This is a genomic window from Streptomyces sp. NPDC102270, from assembly GCF_044766405.1.
Lineage (GTDB): Bacteria > Actinomycetota > Actinomycetes > Streptomycetales > Streptomycetaceae > Streptomyces.
Window position 1 is genome coordinate 307550 of the sequence record NZ_JBIWLX010000001.1, and the last position, 19533, is coordinate 327082.

The following is a 19533-nucleotide window of genomic DNA, read 5'->3' on the forward strand; positions in this document are numbered from 1 at the left end:
GGCCAGGTCACGGGAGGGGCTTCACCGGAGGGGCCACGTATGAGGTCCCTCCGGGTCGTCCAGCCACGCCCACTGCCGGTCCGCGCCGACCGTGATGCCGTACCGCTCACGGCTCGGCCGCCCCTCGCGCTCCCACAGCGCGTACGCCTCCCGCGGTTGGAGGCTGCCGCGGCTCAGGGCCAGCAGGAAGCGGAACAGGTCGTCCTGCCGGGCCCGGCGCGGCACCCCGCCCCACTCGACGGACCCCTCGTCGTGCCGGTCCGCGCCACGCAGCGGCACGAAGTAGACAGGCGTGTGCAGGAAGCGCCCCTCGGCGTGCCCGGCGTCCCGGACGGTCAGGGCGATCAGGCCGGTGGCGAGCGGGCTCAGGATGCGGGCGCCGGGGCGGCACTGGCCGAGCCAGGCGGTCGGGACCGACGCCAGGGTGCAGGTGGCGATGACCCGGTCGAAGGGGGCGCGTTCGGGCACCCCGCGCGCTCCGTCGCCGGTGACGACGACGGGGTGGTACCCGGCGGCGGCCAGGTGTCTGCGCGCCGCCTCGGTGATCTCCGGTTCCAGGTCGACGGTGGTGACGCGGTCGTCGCCGAGCCGGTGGGCGAGCAGGGCCGCGTTGTAGCCGGTGCCGGCGCCGATCTCCAGGACCCGGTCGCCGTCCCGTATCCGCAGCTCGGCCAGCATCATCGCCATCAGCGAGGGCTGGCTGCTGGAGGAGACCAGTTCGCCGTCGCGCAGCCGGGTGGCCAGCGGGGCATCGGCGTAGGCCCCGCGGACCCACTCCTGACGGGCCCGCGGGTCCGGGCTCTCCCCCCAGCGCCGCTCGTAGCCGCCCACGACGCCGACGTAGTAGTAGGGCACGAACAGATGCCGGGGGACCGCCTCGAATGCCTGCCGCCACACCGGGTCGGCGGCCCAGGCCCCGCTCGCGTCGATCTCCCGCACCAGCGCGGCCCGCGCGGAGGCGGCGAGTGCGGCGAGGTCCCTGTCGAGAGCGTGCGCGCTCATGCCTCCACTCTGCACCCTGGGAACGGCAGGTCCTAAGCCTTGAGTCCTCGTCCACCCCGTCTGAGACCATGGTTGACGTGAAAGAGATCCGGCGCGGCACGCTTCAGACGCAGACCTTCTACGAGCAGGTCGGTGGGGAGGAGACCTTCCGCCGCCTCGTCCACCGTTTCTACCAGGGGGTCGCCGAGGACCCGGTCCTGCGGCCCATGTACCCCGAGGAGGACCTCGGTCCGGCCGAGGAGCGCCTCGTGCTGTTCCTGATGCAGTACTGGGGCGGCCCCACGACGTACAGCGACAACCGCGGCCACCCGCGGCTGCGCATGCGCCACGCGCCCTTCGTGGTCAATCGCGCGGCGCACGACGCGTGGCTCAAGCACATGCGGGACGCCGTCGACGAACTCGGCCTGTCCGAGGAGCACGAGACCCAGCTGTGGAACTACCTGACGTACGCGGCTGCTTCGATGGTGAACACCGCCGACTGACAACTCTTCGCTGAGTGCCGGATTCCGGTCGTCCGGTGTCGGATTCCGGTCACAATCCGGTCAAGCCCGGGCTACAAGCGCTTACCCGCGACCGTCCCCTCTGACATCCTCGCCGGAGATCTGCACAACACGGCGGGGGGCCGGGTGACGGGGTTCGGGGGAATCGCGCGTTTGGTGTTCCTGCGTGGGCGGGCACACCGGCTGCTGCTCGCCGCCGCGCTGCTCACGGTCCTGCTCACCACGGCGGTCCTAGCGACCCTCACCGCCTACTCCGGCGCGATCGGGGACGCGGCCCTGCGCCACTCCCTCCAGGACCCGCGCTACGCCGCCGACACCGCCCTGGTCGTCAAGGCCGACGTACCCGAGGAGCGTCGTACGGCCGCCGACACCGCCGTACGCAAGGTGGCGCGGCAGGCGTTCGACGGGCTGCCGGTGACCGTGCGGACGTTTCTGCGGTCGGGCCCGTACGCGCTGCCGCGGTCGCTGCAGCCGGCGTCGGAGCGGTCCGGGGACCCGGATCTGACGCACTTCGCGGCACTGGACCGCAGTCGGGTGCGACTGGTCGAGGGGCGGCTGCCGCGGGCCGCGAAGGGGCTGGTCGAGGTGGCGCTCCCGCAGGCCGCCGCCCGCTCCCTGCACCTCGGCCCCGGCGCCCGCCTCACCCTCGCCGACCGGCTGCGCGGCCCGGCGGTGCGGATCACGGTGACCGGTCTGTACCGGCCCGTCCGCGCCGACGACCCGTACTGGCTCCTCGACGACCTGCACGGGCGGGGCATCAACAAGCTCGATTTCACGACGTACGGCCCCCTGCTCGCCGATCCCGGCGTGCTGGCCGACGGGACGGTGAGCGTCGGGACGTCGGGGTGGCTGGCGTCGGCCGACTTCGCGACGGTGACCACCGCCCGGTCGGACGCGCTGCGCAGGACGGCCGTCGCGGGGAACGCGGCGCTGCGCAAGGAGTCCTCGCTCGGCGGCGCCACGACCGCCTCGACCTCGCTGCCCGAGGTCCTCGACCGCACCGACCGTTCCCTGCTGGTCTCCCGCTCGACCCTGCTGATCGTCGCCCTGCAACTGGTGCTCCTCGCGGGCTGCGCCCTGCTGCTGGTGGCGGGGCTGCTGAGCAGTGAGCGCACCGGCGAGAGCCGGCTGCTGCTGGCGCGCGGCGCCTCCCGTGCCCGGATCGCGGGCCTCGCCGCCCTGGAGGCGGTGCTGCTCGCGGTGCCCGCCCTGCTGTGCGCGCCGCTGCTGTCGGGCCCGCTGACCCGGACGCTGGCCGAACGGGGAACGCTGGCCCGGATCGGGCTGCGTCTGGAGGTGCCGCCGGGCGGACGGCCCGGGGTGTGGCTGGTGGCGGGGGCGGTGGCGCTCGGGTGCGCGCTGGCCGTGACCCTGCCCGCGCTGACCTCGTCGTTCGCGCGTGGCCGGGCCCGGACGCTGCCCGGTGCGGTGCGCGCGGGGGCGGACCTCGGGCTGCTGGCCGTGGCCGCGGTGGCGTACTTCCAGCTCAGCCGTCAGACCTCCGGTGCCGTGTCCGACGACACCTCCGGCACGCTGGGCGTGGATCCGCTGCTGGTGGCGGCGCCCGCGCTCGCGCTGCTGGCCGGTACCGTCCTGACGCTGCGGCTGCTGCCGCCGCTGGCCCGGCTCGCCGAACGCCGGGCGACCGGCGGGCGCGGACTGACCGCGGCCCTGGCGGGCTGGCAGATCGCCCGGCGCCCGATGCGCGGGGCGGGCCCGGTGCTGCTGCTGGTCCTCGCGATGGCGCTGGGCATGCTGGCGATCGGACAGGGCGCCTCCTGGGACCGTTCGCAGTCCGACCAGGCGGACTTCCGGGCCGGGGCACCGGTGCGCGTGCTGGTCTCCGGGGACGCGGGTCCGGGCCGCACCGAGCAGTACGCGGCCGTCCCGGGCGTACGGCGGACCGCCCCCGCCGCCCGCTCCGAACTGGCCCTGTCCGGCAGCCGGGTGGCGACGGTGCTGGCCCTCGACACCGCCCACGCCTCGATGCTGATCCGCCCCGACCTGCACTCCGGACCGTTCCGCCAGGGGCTCGCCCCCAAGGGTGCGACCGCGGGCGTGAAGGCGCCCGCGGACACGACCCGGCTGCGGCTGACTGCGACCCTGCGCGGCTCGGTGCCGAGTACAACGGCGCAGGTCGCCGTCACCCTGGTGGACCGCTACGACACCCCCTACCGGGTCCAGGCCGGCCAACTCCCCGCCGACGGACGGCCCCACGCGCTGGACGTCTATGTGTCCGGGGGCCCGCTGACCCTGACCGCCCTGGAACTGCTCGTCCCCGTCCCGGGCGGCAGGGCCGAGCAACAGAGGCTCACCGTCTCGGAGTTGACCGCCTCGGGCACCGGAGGCGCGGTGCGGCGGCTCCGGTTGCCGACCGACTGGACGGCCCGCTCGCAGAACGACGGGGCGAGTTCCTCGGCGAACCCCAAGACCAAACCCACCTCGCCACGCCTGAGTTCGGGATCCGGTGGGCTGAGCGTGGCCTACGGCACCGGTTTCATCCCGTACGACGAGACCTGGAGCTCGGGGTCGCTGACGATCCAGTTGAAGGCCCCGCAGCCGAGGTCGGCCGGGATCACCGCCGTCGCCACCGAGCGCTTCCTCACCTCGGCGGGCGCGGCCCTCGGCGACACAGTGGACGTGCCGCTGGGCGGCTCGACGGTGTCGGTGCGGATCGTGCGCTCGGTACGGGAGTTGCCCACCACCTCGGACAACGGCGGCGCCCTGCTGGTCGATCTGCGGGCCGTGAACCGGCAGTTGCAGGAGCAGTCCGACAGCGGCGTGGAGCCGACCGAGTGGTGGCTGTCGACCCAGCCGGGCGCGTCGGACAGGGTCGCGGCGGCGTTGCGGGCCCGGCCCGACATGGACCCCGCGCAGGTCGTGGTGCGGGACGAACTCGCCGGGCAGCTGCGCGACGACCCGTTCGGTGCGGGCCCCGAGGCCGCGTTCGCCGCGGCGGCCGCGGTGGCGGCGGCGCTGGCCGCGGTCGGGTTCGCGGTGAGCGCGGCCGGGTCGCTGCGGGAGCGCGGCGCGGAGTTCGCCGTACTGCGCGCCCTGGGGGCTCCACGGCGGCGGCTGGCCCGGGCGGTCGCCGTGGAACAGGGCGTCCTGGTGGTGCTGGCGCTGCTGGTGGGCGCGCTGCTGGGCACGGCGTTGACCCGGGCGGTGGTCCCACTGATCGTGCTGACGGACGAGGCGACCAGACCGGTCCCGCGGGTCCTGGTCCAGCTCCCGCTCCCGCAGGCGGCCACGCTGCTGGCGGCGGTAGCCCTCGCCCCGCTCCTGGTCACGGCGGCGCTGGCACTGCGGCGGGCGGATCCGGCGCGGGCGCTGCGTGAGGGGGGCGAGTGAGGTGAGGTTCTTCAACACGGCCGAGCCGGCGGCTTCCAGGGAGTCCGTGCCCTGGGTGCGCACGCGGCTGCGGACCGCGCCCGGCACCGCGTTCTGGCTGGCGCTGCTGGTCGCGCTGACCGCGTGTCTCGCGGCCGCCTTCCCACGGGCGGTCGACCGCTACGAGGACGCCGGACTGCGCCGGGCCGCCGAACAGGCCCGCCCCGACCGGACCAGCATCGAGGTCTTCGCCCCGCAGCCGTCCGTGATGCTGCCGCCCCGCGGACGCGAGGACATCCTGCGCCCCGGCGTGCTGGCCCACCAGTACGCCAAGGTCCGCGCCCAGGTCCCGCGCGCGCTGGTCCTCGACCCGGGGCAGTCGACGTACGGCGTGCGCACCACCATGGACTTCCCGGTACCGGACCCGTGGCTGCCGCGCCCGACCGGCAAACCCGCGGAGGTGACCCTGGTCGCCCAGGCGGGCCTCGGCGCGCACGCCTCGCTGGCCCGGGGCCGTCTGCCGCGTGCGGACGGCGACGTGACCGCGAACACCCCCGAGCTGGAGGCCGCGGTCACCGTCGAGACCGCCAAGTCTCTCCACATCAAGGTCGGTTCGGTGATCCACGCGCCCGCCGCCGGCCGTACCCTGCCGATCCGCGTCACCGGCATCGTCACCCCGCGCGACCCGAAGGGCGCCTACTGGTCGACCCACCCGATCCTGCGCTCCCCGTCCCTGATCCGCGAACCCGCGCCGTCCATGGACATGCACTGGCTCGGCGCCCTGCTCATCGCCCCCGAGGCGGCCCCGCTCCTGCTGGCCACCCCGGGACGCCCGGAGCCCTACTGGCAGTTGGCGCCCTCCGAGCAGACGCTGCGGGCCCGCGACACCCCGGCCCTGCGCTCCGCGCTCGCCTCCCTGGAGGCCGGTCCGGCCCTGCAGAAGGTGCGGCTGGAGATCGACGGTCCGGTGACCGAGCTGACCGAGATCACCGGCCGGACCGATGTCCTCACCGACCTCGACGAAGTCCTCATCGCCTACGACCGGTTCCGCGGCGAAATCGCCCCGCTCGTCGCGGTCGCCGCGTCCGGCACCGGCACGGTCGCCGTCGTCGTCCTGCTGATGGCGGGCGGCCTCACCGCCGACCGCCGCCGCGGCGAACTCGCCCTGCTGCGGGCCCGTGGCGCTTCCCTGCGGGGGCTCACCGCCCGCCTCTTCGCCGAGACGGCGGTCGTGGCCGTCCCGGCGGGCGCCCTGGGCCTGTCCGCCGCGCTCCTCACGGTCCCCGAGGGCCGCTTCCCGTACGCGATCGCGGCCGCCGTGGCGGTCACCGCCGTCACCTGTGCGGCCCTGCCCCTGCGCGCGGTGGCCGCCCACCGCGTGGTCCGCGTCCACACCGGCCGCGAGGACATCTCCTCCGTACGACCGTCCCGGCGCCGCACGGTCGTCGAGCTGACGCTGCTGACGCTGGCGGCGGGGGCGGTGGAGTCGCTGCGCCGCCGCGGCACGTCAGGCGCGTCCGACGACCTCGTCTCGCTGGCACCGGTACTGGTGGGCGTGATCGCCGCCCTGGTCCTGGTCCGTCTGTACCCGCTTCCGCTGCGGGTCCTGGCCCGCCCGGCCGCCCGATTGCGCGGTGTCCTCGCCCATTTGTCCCTGGCCCGAGCGGGCCGCACCTCGGCGTCCGCCGTCCTGCCCCTGCTCGCCCTGCTGACCGCTCTGACCACGGCGGCCTTCGGCGGCTCGGTCCTCGCGGGGGTCCAGGAGGCCCGCGACCACGCGTCGCTCCTCGCGGTCGGCGCCGACGCGCGCGTGGAGACGGCGACGCCGCTCCCGTCGGGGCTGCCGGAGCGGCTGCGCGGTTCACCCGGGGTGAGCGGCCTGTCCGCGGTGAGCGTCACGTACGAAGCGAAGCCGGAGAACGCGGCACAGGCGGTACCGCTGGCCGGGGTGGACCCCGCGGACTACGCGGCACTGTCGTCCCGGACCGGCATCGGCGCCTTCCCGGCGGACCGGTTGCAGAAGGAGACCGCCGGCGGCACGACCCCGGCCCTTGCCTCCACGGCCACGGCCCGGACGTACGGCACCCGCCCCTTCCCGGTCCTCCTCCCGGACGGCAGCTCGCTCACCGTCCGCATCACCACCGTCGTCGACCGCACGTCGGCCGTGACGGGCCCGGACTTCCTGGTCGTGAACCGCGAGGCGCTGAGCCCGGAGACGGCGCGGCCGACGACCCTGCTGCTGACGGGGAAGGACCTGGACGGGGCCGCTCTGCGCAAGGCGGCCCCCGAGGCGGCGTCCGTACACCTGAGGTCCGAGGAACGGGAACGCTACGTCGACTCGCCGCTGCAGACCGGCGCGGAAGGCGTCTACGCGACGGCGGTGGCAGCCGGCACGGGTTACGCGCTCCTGGCCCTCCTGCTGTCCCTCCTGCGCTCGGCCCCCGAACGCACGGCGCTGCTGGCCCGCCTCCGCACGATGGGCCTGACCCGAGCGGCGGGCCGCCGCCTGCTGATCCTGGAGTCCCTGCCCCAGGCGATCCTGGCCGCCCTGGGAGGCACCCTCACGGGCTGGGCGACCATCCGCCTCCTGTCCCCGGGCATCGACCTGACCGCCATCGCCCTCCCCTCGGCCGAACCCTCCTCGGCCGCGTCGGAGTTGCGCACGGACACCCTGTCCCTGGCGATACCGGCGACGGCCGTACTGCTGCTGGCGGTGGGGATGGGGATCGGCCAGGCGTGGTGGTCGGGGAGACGGGGATCGGTGCGGGAGCTGAGAGCGGGGGACGGTAGATGAACACCTACTACGGCCCGAGCGACGGGAGTTCGGGCGGCTGGGACGGTGACGGGGGGCGCGGCGGTGTTGGTGGGCACGGGGACATCGCTGGGCGCGACGGCACCCGCCCGGCGGCGGCGGGCGGACCAACCCGTCCCCACGGGACAAGCACCTACCTCGGCCCCGGCCACGGCCAGCCGTGCCACCGGGGCGGTGGCTGTGGGCGCGACGGCACCCGCCCGGCGGCGGCGGGCGGACCAACCCGTCCCCACGGGACAAGCGCCCCCCTCGGCCCCAGCCCCGGCCAGCCGTGCCACCGGGGCGGTGGCTGTGGGCGCGACGGCACCCGCCCGGCGGCGGCGGGCGGACCAACCCGTCCCCACGGGACGAGCGCCCCCCTCGGCCCCAGCCACGGCCAGCCGTGCCACCAGGGCGGTGGCTGTGGGCGCGACGGCACCCGCTCAGCGGCGGCGGGCGGACCAACCCGTCCCCACGGGACGAGCGCCTCCCTCGGCCCCGGCCCCGGCCCCGGTCGCGGGCAATCGGGCTGCTGGGGCGAACCCGGTGGACACGGCGGCACCGGCCAGCGCGAGGACATCGCTGGACCCACCGACCTCGCCGGGCGCGACGGCACCCGCCCGGCGGCGGGCGAAGCAACCCGCCCGCGCGGCACGAGCACCTTCCTCGGCCCCAGCCACGGGCAGCCGTGCCGCCGTGGCGGTGAGCGCGACGGCACCCGCTCGCCCGAGACGAGCGCCCGCCTCGGCCCCAGCCACACGCAGCCGTGCCGCCGATGCGGCGACCTCGCCGGGGGCGACCGCACCCGCTCTGCAGCGGTGAGCGGGGCCCAGTCCCGGCCGGTCACCGTCCCGGACCACCGTCGAGGAGAAGGCCGATGACGACGAATCCCACCCTCACCGACCTGGCCCAGCGGGCGGCCCAGGCCCGCTCCCGCCCCGGTTACGGCCACGACGCCCTGATCACCTGCGACCGGCTCGTCCGGGTCTTCACCACGGACGGCGTGGAGGTCCAGGCCCTCCAGGGCCTCGACCTCCTCGTCCGCGAGGGCGAACTCCTCGCCCTGGTGGGCGCGTCCGGCAGCGGCAAGTCCACGCTCATGAACATCCTCGCCGGCCTGGACACCCCCACCGCCGGCGCCGCCAGGGTCGCGGGGCACGACCTGTTGACCATGACCGCGAAGGACCGCCTGGCCTACCGCCGCAAGACGGTCGGATTCGTCTGGCAGCAGACCTCCCGCAACCTCCTGCCCTACCTCACCGCCGCCCAGAACATCACCCTCCCCATCCAGCTGTCCGGCGCCCGGACACCCCGCCGCACCCACACCGAACGCGCCCTGGAACTCCTGGAGTTGCTGGAGGTCGCCGACTGCCGCAACCGCCGCCCCCACCAGATGTCGGGCGGCCAGCAGCAACGCGTGGCGATCGCGGTGGCCCTGGCCAACAACCCCGCGGTCCTCCTGGCCGACGAACCGACAGGCGAACTGGACTCCCACACCGCGGAACAGATCTTCGCCGCGTTCCGCACGGCCAACGAACAGCTCGGCACGACGATCGTCATCGTCACCCACGACCAGGCCGTGGCGGGTGAGGTCCGCCGCGCGGTGGCGATCAGGGACGGCCGTACGTCCACCGAGGTCCTGCGCCGAAGCGAGGTGGACGCGGCGACGGGCCACGAGACCCTGGTGGCCAGGGAGTACGCGATGCTGGACCGCGCGGGCCGCCTCCAGCTCCCGAAGGAGTACACGGAGGCGCTGGGGATGCGCGACCGGGTCGCGCTGGAACTGGAGCCGGACCACATCGGCGTATGGCCGGACGACAGCGACCGGGACGGATGACCCTCAGCGCACGCTGACGCCGAGCGCCCCAAGTCCCCCTTGCCGTACGGCGATCGAGCCGTAGGGCGTCCGCAGCCGCAGCCACGCCCCCGACGAGAAGAGCCCCAGGCCCCCGCCGGGCCGCAGGAATCCGAGCGACTGGGCCGCGTGCACGGCCCGCACGGGCAGCCGGGTGTCTCCCACGGTCCGGGACCAGATCTCCCGCCCGATCCGGTCGAGTTCATCCCGTGTACGGGCCTCGGATGCCAACTCCTCGCTACGGGCCCGGAATTCGGCGACCCCGGCGTGGACGAGCGCCCGCAGCGCCTCCGGCCCCGGAAGCCCGGTCACCGCCTGCCACCCGCCGCGCGGCGGCAGCACTCCGGCCCAGGGCGGCCCGGTCACCGCTCCCGGCACGACAGCCGTACCCGCGCTCTCGTCGACGGACTCGAGGAGCTCCCCGGCGGACACGGTCACATCGAGGGTGTCGTCGAGCCCGTTCTCGTACGGCTTGGCCAGTCGCACCGCCCGGATCGCCAGCACCTCGAAGGACGGCGGGCGCCCGAAGACGGCGAGCGCGGTGCCGGTCCCCTGGAGCCGGACCGCGGCCGAACGGTCGTAGTGGAGCAGCCGGGAGAGGAAGGCGGCGAGATCCGCGGCCTCCCCCTCGTCGGCGAGGTGGAGCACCGTCATGCGGCGACGGCCTCCTCCTCGTCGTCGTCCCGGTACTCCTCGAGGAACTCCCGTTCCTCCGCGGTGATCCGGCGCGGCCGCTGGGCCTCGAAGTCGAACGGCACGATCACCGTCGAGGCCCGGACGTAGACGTCGTCGCCGTCCTTCACCTCGTAGGCGATGGTGAAGGACGCGGCCCGGATCTCGGTGATCCACAGCTCGATGTCCACAGGCGCGTGCCGGTGGACGAGCTGCCGCTTGTAGTCGATCTCATGGCGTGCCACCACGGACCCCTGCTTGAAGTCCTTCTCCGGGCGGAACAGGAAGTCGATACGGGCTTCCTCCAGGTAGCGGAGGAAGACCACGTTGTTGACGTGGCCGTACGCGTCCATGTCCGCCCAGCGCAGCGGGCAGCGGTAGATGTGCCGCAAGATCAGCCCCGGGTCAGCTTCTTGTAGGTGGCGCGGTGCGGACGGGCGGCATCCGGGCCGAGCCGCTCGATCTTGTTCTTCTCGTACGACTCGAAGTTGCCCTCGAACCAGTACCACTTGGAGTCACCCTCGTAGGCGAGGATGTGAGTCGCGACCCGGTCCAGGAACCAGCGGTCGTGGGAGATGACCACAGCCGCGCCCGGGAACTCGAGCAGAGCGTTCTCGAGCGAGGACAGGGTCTCGACGTCGAGGTCGTTGGTGGGCTCGTCGAGGAGCAGCAGGTTGCCGCCCTCCTTGAGCGTGAGCGCCAGGTTCAGGCGGTTGCGCTCACCACCGGACAGGACGCCGGCCGGCTTCTGCTGGTCCGGACCCTTGAAGCCGAAGGCGGAGACGTAGGCCCGCGACGGCATCTCGACCTGGCCCACGTTGATGTAGTCCAGCTCGTCCGACACCACGGCCCAGAGGGTCTTCTTGGGGTCGATGTTGGCGCGGCTCTGGTCGACGTAGCTGATCTTGACCGTGTCGCCGATCTTGACCGTGCCCGAGTCCGCGGGCTCAAGACCCTGGATCATCTTGAACAGCGTGGTCTTGCCGGCGCCGTTGGGGCCGATGATGCCCACGATGCCGTTGCGCGGCAGCGTGAACGAGAGGTCGTCGACCAGGACCTTGTCGCCGAACGCCTTCGAGAGGTTGTTGACCTCGACGACGATGGAGCCCAGACGCGGGCCCGGCGGGATCTGGATCTCCTCGAAGTCCAGCTTCCGCATCTTGTCGGCCTCGGCCGCCATTTCCTCGTAACGAGCCAGGCGGGCCTTGGACTTGGTCTGGCGCCCCTTGGCGTTGGAGCGGACCCACTCCAGCTCTTCCTTGAGGCGCTTGGCGCGCTTCTCGTCCTTGCGGCCCTCGACCTTGAGGCGAGCGGCCTTCTTCTCCAGGTACGTGGAGTAGTTGCCCTCGTAGGGGATCGCGCGGCCGCGGTCGAGCTCGAGGATCCACTGGGCGACGTTGTTCAGGAAGTACCGGTCGTGAGTGACGGCGACGACAGCGCCCGCGTACTTCGAGAGATGCTGCTCCAGCCAGTTCACCGACTCGGCGTCCAGGTGGTTGGTGGGCTCGTCGAGGAGGAGCAGGTCCGGGGCCTCGATCAGCAGCTTGCAGAGCGCGACGCGGCGCTTCTCGCCACCGGAGAGGGTGGTGACGGGCCAGTCTCCGGGCGGGCAGCCCAGCGCCTCCATGGCCTGCTCCAGCTGCGCGTCCAGGTCCCAGGCGTTGGCGTGGTCCAGGTCCTCCTGGAGCTTGCCCATCTCGTCCAGCAGCGCGTCCGAGTAGTCGGTCGCCATGAGCTCGGCGACCTCGTTGAAGCGCTGGAGCTTGCCCATGATCTCGGCGGCGCCGTCCTGGACGTTCTCCAGGACCGTCTTGGACTCGTCGAGCTTCGGCTCCTGCATGAGGATGCCGACGCTGAAGCCGGGCGACAGGAACGCGTCACCGTTGGACGGCTGCTCCAGACCCGCCATGATCTTGAGAACGGTGGACTTACCGGCACCGTTGGGCCCGACCACACCGATCTTCGCGCCGGGCAGGAAGCTCAGCGTCACGTCGTCAAGGATGACCTTGTCTCCGTGCGCCTTACGCGTCTTGCGCATGGTGTAGATGTACTCAGCCAAGAGAAACCGTCCGGCAACTTGAGATCTGGAGTGGGCAGATACACCCCATCTTGCCTGACGTCCACCCTTGGGTGGTAACCCGTTTGGTCGGGGGGCTGTGACCTGGCCGTTCACCGACCGCCCGGTAGCCGACCTGTCACCGCTTGTCACCATCGGTCCCAACGACAGGATCGGTGACCTCGGCAGGCTCTGCGTCCGCCAACAACTTGGCGCGCCTGCCCGCTGACCGGGGCGATACCCAGCATCTGCGACTCACACAGGTCCGCGCCGCGTGGCCCTCGCGCAGAGTCGGCCAGGAGGCGCTTGGCCGCGGGTGACGGCCCAGGGGCCGGCCCAAGAAGGTGCCCCTCCTCACCGCCATGACTCAGGCCGCACCACCCTGGCCCCTCACTCCCGCTACCAGGCCACGGCCGACGTCGGCGCCGATGGGCCTGCGACAGGGCGAGATCTCCGGGCTCGCCGTCGACAACATCGCTGTCCTCGGGCAGGCCCGACGTCCGGCAACAGCTCGGCGCGCCTGCCCGCTGACCGGGGCGATACCCAGCATCTGCGACTCACACTGACCGGGGCGATACCCAGCATCTGCGCCTCACACAGGTCCGCGCCGCGTGGCCCTCGCGCAGAGTCGGACGGGAGGCTCTCAGCCGCAAGTGACGGCCTGCCGGGCGATGAGGCGCCTCCAGCGGACGAGCTGGCCGAGCGTGAGGAAGGCTTCGTGGATGTCAGGCGGATCTCCCAGCGGATCCGACCCGGCGTTGGGCGCCCGGGCCGAGGCGTGATCGGTGCCGCGGTTCCCGAGTAGGACGACGTCCGCGCGGCGACGCGGTCGGCCGCGCTTGCGGTTGCGGTTACCGCCGGCCAGGGTGACAGCGAGCGAGCTGCCGGTGGCGTGGGTGATCAGGTGATGCTTGCCGCCCTGCCCGTCCTCACCCCGGTCGACGCAGCTTCCTCCCGTCCTGGCGCCCCGTTCAACGCACGGATGCGGGAGCCGTCGACCACCGCCCGCGCCGAAGCCGGGATGCCCGCGCCGCAGAGTTCGGCGACGAGCACCTCATGCAGCGGGCCACACCCGGCCCAGCCTCGGTCCACCGGCCGGGCGCCGCCCGCGTGTCGTCCCCGAATCGAAGCCGAGCTCCTGCGGCAGGTGCTCCCGGCCGATCCCGATGTTCCGGCACGAACAGGACGCCCTGGAACACCGGCAGGACCCGATGCCGCTCGCGTCCCGGATGCCGGGCCCGTCGGCGAGGACGCCGTACCCGCAACGCCCTTGATCGACATGCAGCTGCCTCCGACCTGTGCTCCCCTGGACATAGGTACTGCCGGTACCGCAGGCGAACCCGCCATATGCCTGGCGGACACTCTCGCCCCACGGCAGGCGACAGCTACCGCTCGAAGCGGTCAAGCACCCGCAGATGCACCGAGCACCATTCGGATCGCTCCGACGCATCGCCCTGCCGTGGCACCTGCACATCATGCATGTCCGCCCGCTTGGGATGTGGTCACCATGAACATCCGAAGGGCTTTGGCTGCGAGTAGCCCAGTGATGATGGTCGCAGCAATCGGACTGAGTGCCGCCCCCGCAGAGCAGCCGTCCGTAGTCACGGCAGCCAGCTCATTCCCCGAGGCTGGTGCATACGCAACCCAGGGCAGGAGCAATGTCATCTCGGACGACGGAGAGGTGCAGGCCTCCTGGATAGCGAGCCAAGTTTTCCCCTGGGAGGGAGGCATACCCACACGCTGGCAGGTGAACGTCATCTACAACAACACGTCGGATCATGTCGTTTACTTGACATGCCAGGGTTGGGACACCGGAAAGATAAGGGAAAACATATTCAGACAAGGCAAGAGTATTGGGTACGTGAAGGCCGAGCACGACCTATGCAGCGATCACCCGGAGTGGAACGCCAATCTGAGCCCCAACCACAGGATCATCATGTCCTGGGCTGTATTCCACAACGTTCCCAGGATCGGCGATCGCGTCTCACTGCAGTGGGAGGACTACGGGACCTCCCAGGCCCTTGACCCCTTTGGTCACTGAGCCTACGCATCAGCAAGTGGAGACGACAATGACCGAGAACCCTGATGAGCACAGGGGAACGAGTGTGCAGCCCGAGGCTCGTGGCGAGCCCCGGCAATGGGACCAGCGACCCCAACACCCCCCGACGACCCCGCCGCCGTTCACACCACAGCCAACTCCACAGCCAACACCGCCGGCAACGTCGATGGCATTGACATCGCCCACCGAATGCCCGGCCTGCAGAAAACCCGCCGGCGAGGAACTCTCCTGCCAATTCTGCAACCAAGTCCTGTTCCTGCCGCAAGGAATAACGCTCTCCACTGCTGGACTCCGCTTCGGCGGGTACTTGCTGGAGTTCGTCCTCATGATCTGCACGTTGGTGATCGGCTGGGCCATCTGGGCACTCATAGTCTTCCAATATGGCCAGACCCCCGCCAAACAGCTGCTCCACATGAGAGTCGTCTGCATTCCGCAGGCTCGAACCGCCGGATGGCTCAGAATGTTCTTCCGGGAAGTCATCGCGAAGACGCTCATCGGATTCCTTGCCAGCTTCACCCTTCTGATTCCCTATTTCTGGCTCCTGTGGGACAAGAATCGACAGGAGCTGTGGGACAAAATGGCCACTACGCTGGTCGTCAGCGACCCCCGAGATCTGCTTCGGCCACAGCCGCAGCCACAGCTCTCGGACAGTCGTGCCGGGACACCGCAGAGGTAAGTGGCCGCTTCGCCGCCGCAAGGGTGCTGCAAGAGACGTGCAAGGAAAGCGCCGTGTGCGCCGGGAACCCCCCTGCCGTCCGTGGTACGTCGCGACGAGCGATGGGGGATCGCGTGTCTGTCGGAACGACGAGATCAGCACTGATCGAGCAGGGGCACTGGCTGACCGTACGGGACTGCAAGAGGGTCCTGGTCGTCGTGCACACCGTGACCTTCGCCCAACGGCTGCGCGAGGTCTTCGAACTCCTGGAGACCGACCTGCGCATCCAACTGGTCTTCACGGTCGCCCCGCACGCCTTCGGCAACGGGACCACCGAGTTCCTGCGGAGCCTGGGCATCAGCACCGTGCCCTGGGAGGAGGCCCGGCGCGCCGACTTCGACCTCGCGCTCGCCGCGGGCTCCCGCGGAGTGCACGAACTGCGGGCCCCGGTCGTACGCATCTCGCACGGGGCCGGCCAGATCAAACTGCTCACCGACGTCACCGCACTGGCCCCGGGAGAGCCGAGGCCGCCCGGGATGCTGAGCCGACGGCATCTGCTGCACGAGGGGCGGCTGGTCCCGGCGGCGATCGTCTACGCCCATGACCGGGACCTGGAGGAACTCTCCCGGTCCTGCCCGGAGGCGCTTCCGGTGGCCCACGTGGCGGGCGATCCGTGTGCCGACCGGATCATGGCGGGCCGGCCCGGCCGCGAGGCCTACCGCCGGGCGCTCGGAATCGAGGACGGGCAGCGGCTCGTGGTCGTCACGTCCACCTGGGGGCCCGCGTCGACGTTCGGGCGGCTCGACGCCCTGCTGCCGCAACTGCTGAGCCAGTTGCCGGGCGACGGCTACCGCGTGGCGATGCTGGTCCACCCCAATGTGTTCGCCGGCCACGGAACCCGGCAGGTGCACGGCTGGCTGTCCTCCTTCCGGGGCCGGGGGCTCGCGGTCGTGCCGCCGGAGGCCGACTGGCAGGCGCCGCTGATCGCGGCCGACTGGATCATCGGGGACCACGGATCACTGACCGCGTACGGCACCCTCACGGACGCGACGCTGCTGCTGACCGCCGGTCCCCGGCGCGAGGTGTCGGCCTGCTCCCCGGCGGCCCTGCTGTCGGCCGTGGCACCCGTGGTCGTACCGGGATATCCGCTCGCGGAGCAGCTTGAGTACGCGGCCCAGCTGCACCGCCTGGGCCAGTACGACCATGTCGCCGCCTCGCTGACGTCGGCGCCGGGACAGTTCCACGGGCGGATGCGCTCGCTCCTCTACCGCCTGCTCGGGCTGGGCGAACCGGCCCGTCCGCCCCTCGTCGCACCGCCCCCGCCGCCGCCCGCGCTGACCCGGTGGGAGATCGCCGCCGGCAGCGGGGCGGCATGAGGAGCGACCGGCGCCCCATCCCGGATGCCGCGTGGGCCACGGTGTGTTTTCCCGCGGCGCGCTCCGGTCCGTCCGCGCTCCACGCCGGCGGCTCGCACGAGCGGTCGTCCCTCGCCGTCTGGCGTTCGGACTCGGCGCACGGTCCGGTGCTCGTGCGGTCCGATCCGCTGCCCTCGCCCACCGGGGGACGCGGACATCCGTACCCCTCGCCCTGCCCGCACCCGCCCGGGGGACCGCTGCCCTGCGATGTGCACCTGTGGGTAAACGCGGACAGCCCGGAGCGGGCGGCGCTCGCGGCACACGCCGACGTCCTGGTGAGCCGTACCCCACTGCCGCCCGGCGCGGCCCGCCGACGCGTGCTCGAGCTGCTGACCGCCCACCCCGGTTGCCTTGCGGCCGCCGTACCCGACACGTCCACCGCGTGTGTCGTCGGGGTGCGGGACGCGTCGGGCACCGTGTCGTTCGTACGGCCGTCACGGGGCGGCAGGTCCGATGCACTGCTCCCGCCGCACACGGTCGCCTCGGTCGTGCACGCCTGGACGGTGGCCGGGAGACCGCCGGACGCGCTGCGCCGCCTCGCCCCGGTGTAGCGGCACCGACCGGACCGGCGGAGGACGACCGGCCGCGGCGCTCACCGCTGCCGCAGCCGGTCGTCCAGGCGTTGTGCGTCCTCGGGGCTCAGGCGGCGGAGGAGAGCGCGGGCGGCCTCGTAGTGGCGTACCGATTCCTCTCGATCACCACGCGTCTCGGCGGCCTGGCCGAGCCATTCCAGGCAGCGTGCCTCCCAGTGCTCGGACCGGGCCTCGCCCGCCCGGAAGCGCGCGAGCGCCTCCCGCAGCCGTCGCACGCCACCGCCCGGGTCCCCGTCGGGGTCCCCTGCGCGGTCCTGCACATGGCCGAGCAGAGCCAGGACGCGGGTCGCCTCGTACGTCTCTCCCAGCGCGTCCAGTACGGTGCCCGCCCGGCGCAGCTGCTCGGCGGCCGTGGCCAGGTCACCGGCGGCCAGCGCGGTCTCGCCGAGGCGCCGCCGGGTCAGGGCGGCGCCGCGCCGGTAGCCGATCGACTCCCGCAGCCGCAGGGCGTGCTCGAAGTGGCCGCGGGCCTCGTCGAGCCGGTGCGCCAGGAGTGCGACGTGTCCCAACCCGCTCAGGGCCTGGGCCTGTTGGCGTACGTCGCCGTCGGCCGTGGCCGCCTCCAGCGCCTGCCGGTACCAGTCGGCGGCCTCCCGGTGGCGGCCCGCGTCGCGCAGGCCGATCGCGCCGGAGGTGAGCATGCGGCCCTCCCCCTGCCTCGATCCGCTCCGGCGCGCCGCTTCGAGACCGAGGCGGTGCGCCTCGATCCACATCTCCGAGGGGCGCAACCGCAGGAAAAGGGGCCACATGAGGTCCGTCAGACGCCAGCAGGAGGAGTGCCAGCCGAGCCGGGCCGAGAGCCGTACGGCGCCCATGAGTCCGTTGCGGTGCGTGTCCAGCCAGGTCAGCGCCTCCTCGGGGCCGTCGAGCGGTGTCGCGGGCGTTGTCCCGGCGGGGAGGTCGTGCCCTGCCAGCCGGTGGCTGGGGGTGAGGATGCCCTCCGCCGAAGCCGCGGTGGACAGACACCAGTCGACGAACCGCCGCAGGGTGCGCTCGCGTCGGCCGGGGTCCTCCAGCTCCTCGCCGAGCCGCCGGGCGTGCGGCTGGACGAGGTCATGCAAGCGATAGGTGCCCGGACCCGTCTCCTCCAGCAGATTCGACTCCACGAGCGCGCCGACGGCGATGTCGGCGGCCTCCGCGCTGTCGACCCCTTCCTCCCCCGGCCCTTCCCCGCCCGGCTCCTCCACGTCGGCTGCGAGGGCGGTCAGCAGCGAGAGGTCGTGGCGGTCGGCGGGCAGCAGTCCCATCCGGCGGTACAGGGCCCGGCTCCCGCCCGGGAGGACGTCGTACGACATGTCGAGCGCCGTACGCATCACGGCCTCCCCGTCCACCCGCAGCGTGTCGACCGCGCCCCGCCCCCGGGAGAGGCTGTCGGCCAGGGCGGACACGGAGCGGTGGGGGCGCAGGGCGAGTTGGGCGGAGGCCAGGGCCACGGCCAGGGGCAGGCGGCCGCACAGTCTGACCACCTCACGCGCGGCGGCGGGCTCCCGGACCACGCGCGTCCCGCCGCCGACGGCGAGGAGTTCGACGGCCGAGGCGGCGGGGAGCCCCTCCAGCCGGTGCACGGACGCGCCGTCGACGCGCAGCCCGGTCAGGTTGTTTCTGCTGGTCACCACGGTGAGGCCGGTCGGTGTGCCGAGCAGGAGCGGGCGGACCTGGGCGGCGGTGAACGCGCTGTCCAGCAGGACCGCAAGCCGGAGGCCCGAGGTCGTAGAACGCCACAGCGCACTTCGCTGTGCGGTCCCGCTCGGCACCGAGGACGCGCCGAGTGCGATCAGGAAGGCTTCCAGGACGGTGGCCGGGGAGACGGGGCCGTCCTCCACGGCTGTGTTCTGGGCACCGAGGTCGGCGTAGAGCTGGCCGTCGGGAAAGCTGTCGGCGTGTTCGTGGAGCCAGCGGGCGGCGAAGGAGGTCTTCCCGACACCCGCGAGCCCGGTGACCACCAGGACCTGCGGCGCGTGCGCCGGCCGTTCGGCACGCAGTGCGTCGAGCGCGTGCCGGTCGGCTTCCCGGCCGAGGAACCGCGCGGTCACCGGCGGCAGTTGACGGGGAACGGGGTGACGGGGCGGCGGTGCCGGGGTGGCGGACGGGTGGAAGTGGACCCCACCGTGGATGTCCCGGGCCTGCACGCTGGGACCGTGGAGCACGGAACTGCCGCTGATGAGGTTGGCGGTCGCCGCGGGGGTGAGTGACGGGGGCGCGGCTGCGGGTGACGTCGGGCCCGATCCGGACGGCACGGAGGGCGACCCAGGCAGAGTCGGACCGGGGGCAAAGTGGTCGCGTAGCCACTCGGCAAGCGCCAGCCGGGTCGCCGGGTCGCGCGATGCCAAGTCGCCTAAAACGTCCGCCAGTTGGTGCCACCGTTCTGCCTCGACCGCATGCCCCCACGCCTCGCGCCCCGGCCAGAGCCGCGCCACGGAGGGGTCCGCGCGGGCCGCGGTGTCCATCACCCGGGCCAGTTCGCGCCACGCGGGCGACTCCGGGTCGGCGCCGCAGGAGGCCAAGGCCGACAGCAGCGCCTCCGATCCGTCCGAGGAGAAAGCACGCACGTACGCAACTCCTTCCGGCTTCTCGGGAGTCACTCCCCACTGCGGACAAGATGTGA

The 19533-nt window shown here is 72.7% G+C and carries 13 protein-coding genes; 8 read left to right on the top strand and 5 right to left on the bottom strand.

Annotated elements, in window-relative coordinates:
- Positions 1-21 precede the first annotated feature (21 nt).
- Positions 22-1002: a methyltransferase domain-containing protein gene (locus ACIRP7_RS01325; protein WP_403652278.1), complete on the bottom strand. Its 981-nt coding sequence runs from the start codon at positions 1000-1002 to the stop codon at positions 22-24.
- A 68-nt stretch (positions 1003-1070) separates the two neighbouring features.
- Between ACIRP7_RS01325 and ACIRP7_RS01330 the strand changes: the two genes are divergently transcribed.
- The 4 genes from ACIRP7_RS01330 (at position 1071) to ACIRP7_RS01345 (ending at position 9460) form a co-directional block, all read left to right on the top strand.
- Complete coding sequence (locus ACIRP7_RS01330; protein WP_403652281.1) at positions 1071-1484, top strand: globin; 414 nt, start codon at positions 1071-1073, stop codon at positions 1482-1484.
- A gap of 174 nt (positions 1485-1658) precedes the next feature.
- Entirely contained in the window at positions 1659-4853 is a 3195-nt protein-coding gene (locus tag ACIRP7_RS01335; RefSeq protein ID WP_403653016.1) for an FtsX-like permease family protein, read from the top strand.
- 1 nt (position 4854) lies between these two features.
- Positions 4855-7626, top strand: coding sequence for an FtsX-like permease family protein (locus tag ACIRP7_RS01340; protein WP_403652284.1), 2772 nt, complete (start codon positions 4855-4857; stop codon positions 7624-7626).
- 874 nt (positions 7627-8500) lie between these two features.
- Positions 8501-9460: an ABC transporter ATP-binding protein gene (locus ACIRP7_RS01345; RefSeq protein WP_403652287.1), complete on the top strand. Its 960-nt coding sequence runs from the start codon at positions 8501-8503 to the stop codon at positions 9458-9460.
- Between the two features lie 3 nt (positions 9461-9463).
- On the opposite strand, the gene ACIRP7_RS01350 is transcribed toward ACIRP7_RS01345, so the two are convergent.
- Genes ACIRP7_RS01350 through ettA form a run of 3 tightly spaced genes read right to left on the bottom strand, consistent with a single transcriptional unit; the run spans position 9464 to position 12209 of the window.
- Complete coding sequence (locus ACIRP7_RS01350; RefSeq protein WP_403652289.1) at positions 9464-10132, bottom strand: hypothetical protein; 669 nt, start codon at positions 10130-10132, stop codon at positions 9464-9466.
- Complete coding sequence (locus tag ACIRP7_RS01355) at positions 10129-10542, bottom strand: thioesterase family protein (protein WP_057609559.1); 414 nt, start codon at positions 10540-10542, stop codon at positions 10129-10131. The genes ACIRP7_RS01350 and ACIRP7_RS01355 overlap by 4 nt, the downstream gene beginning before the upstream one ends.
- A 2-nt stretch (positions 10543-10544) precedes the next feature.
- On the bottom strand, positions 10545-12209 hold the full coding sequence (gene ettA, locus ACIRP7_RS01360) for an energy-dependent translational throttle protein EttA (protein ID WP_391052593.1): 1665 nt from the start codon (positions 12207-12209) through the stop codon (positions 10545-10547).
- Positions 12210-13713: 1504 nt separating this feature from the next.
- Here ettA and ACIRP7_RS01365 point away from each other — a divergent pair.
- The 4 genes from ACIRP7_RS01365 (at position 13714) to ACIRP7_RS01380 (ending at position 16886) form a co-directional block, all read left to right on the top strand.
- The gene (locus tag ACIRP7_RS01365; RefSeq protein ID WP_403652294.1) at positions 13714-14247 is read left to right on the top strand and encodes a hypothetical protein; all 534 of its coding nucleotides are present in this window, start codon (positions 13714-13716) and stop codon (positions 14245-14247) included.
- A gap of 190 nt (positions 14248-14437) precedes the next feature.
- Entirely contained in the window at positions 14438-14941 is a 504-nt protein-coding gene (locus tag ACIRP7_RS01370; RefSeq protein ID WP_403652296.1) for an RDD family protein, read from the top strand.
- A gap of 101 nt (positions 14942-15042) precedes the next feature.
- Positions 15043-16296 carry a hypothetical protein gene (locus ACIRP7_RS01375; protein ID WP_403652299.1) on the top strand — a complete coding sequence of 418 codons (1254 nt, stop codon included), beginning with the start codon at positions 15043-15045 and terminating at the stop codon, positions 16294-16296.
- Positions 16293-16886 carry a hypothetical protein gene (locus ACIRP7_RS01380; RefSeq protein WP_403652301.1) on the top strand — a complete coding sequence of 198 codons (594 nt, stop codon included), beginning with the start codon at positions 16293-16295 and terminating at the stop codon, positions 16884-16886. The genes ACIRP7_RS01375 and ACIRP7_RS01380 overlap by 4 nt, the downstream gene beginning before the upstream one ends.
- A gap of 41 nt (positions 16887-16927) precedes the next feature.
- Here the strand turns inward: ACIRP7_RS01380 and ACIRP7_RS01385 are convergent, their stop codons facing one another.
- Entirely contained in the window at positions 16928-19477 is a 2550-nt protein-coding gene (locus tag ACIRP7_RS01385) for a tetratricopeptide repeat protein (protein WP_403652304.1), read from the bottom strand.
- Positions 19478-19533: the final 56 nt, after the last annotated feature.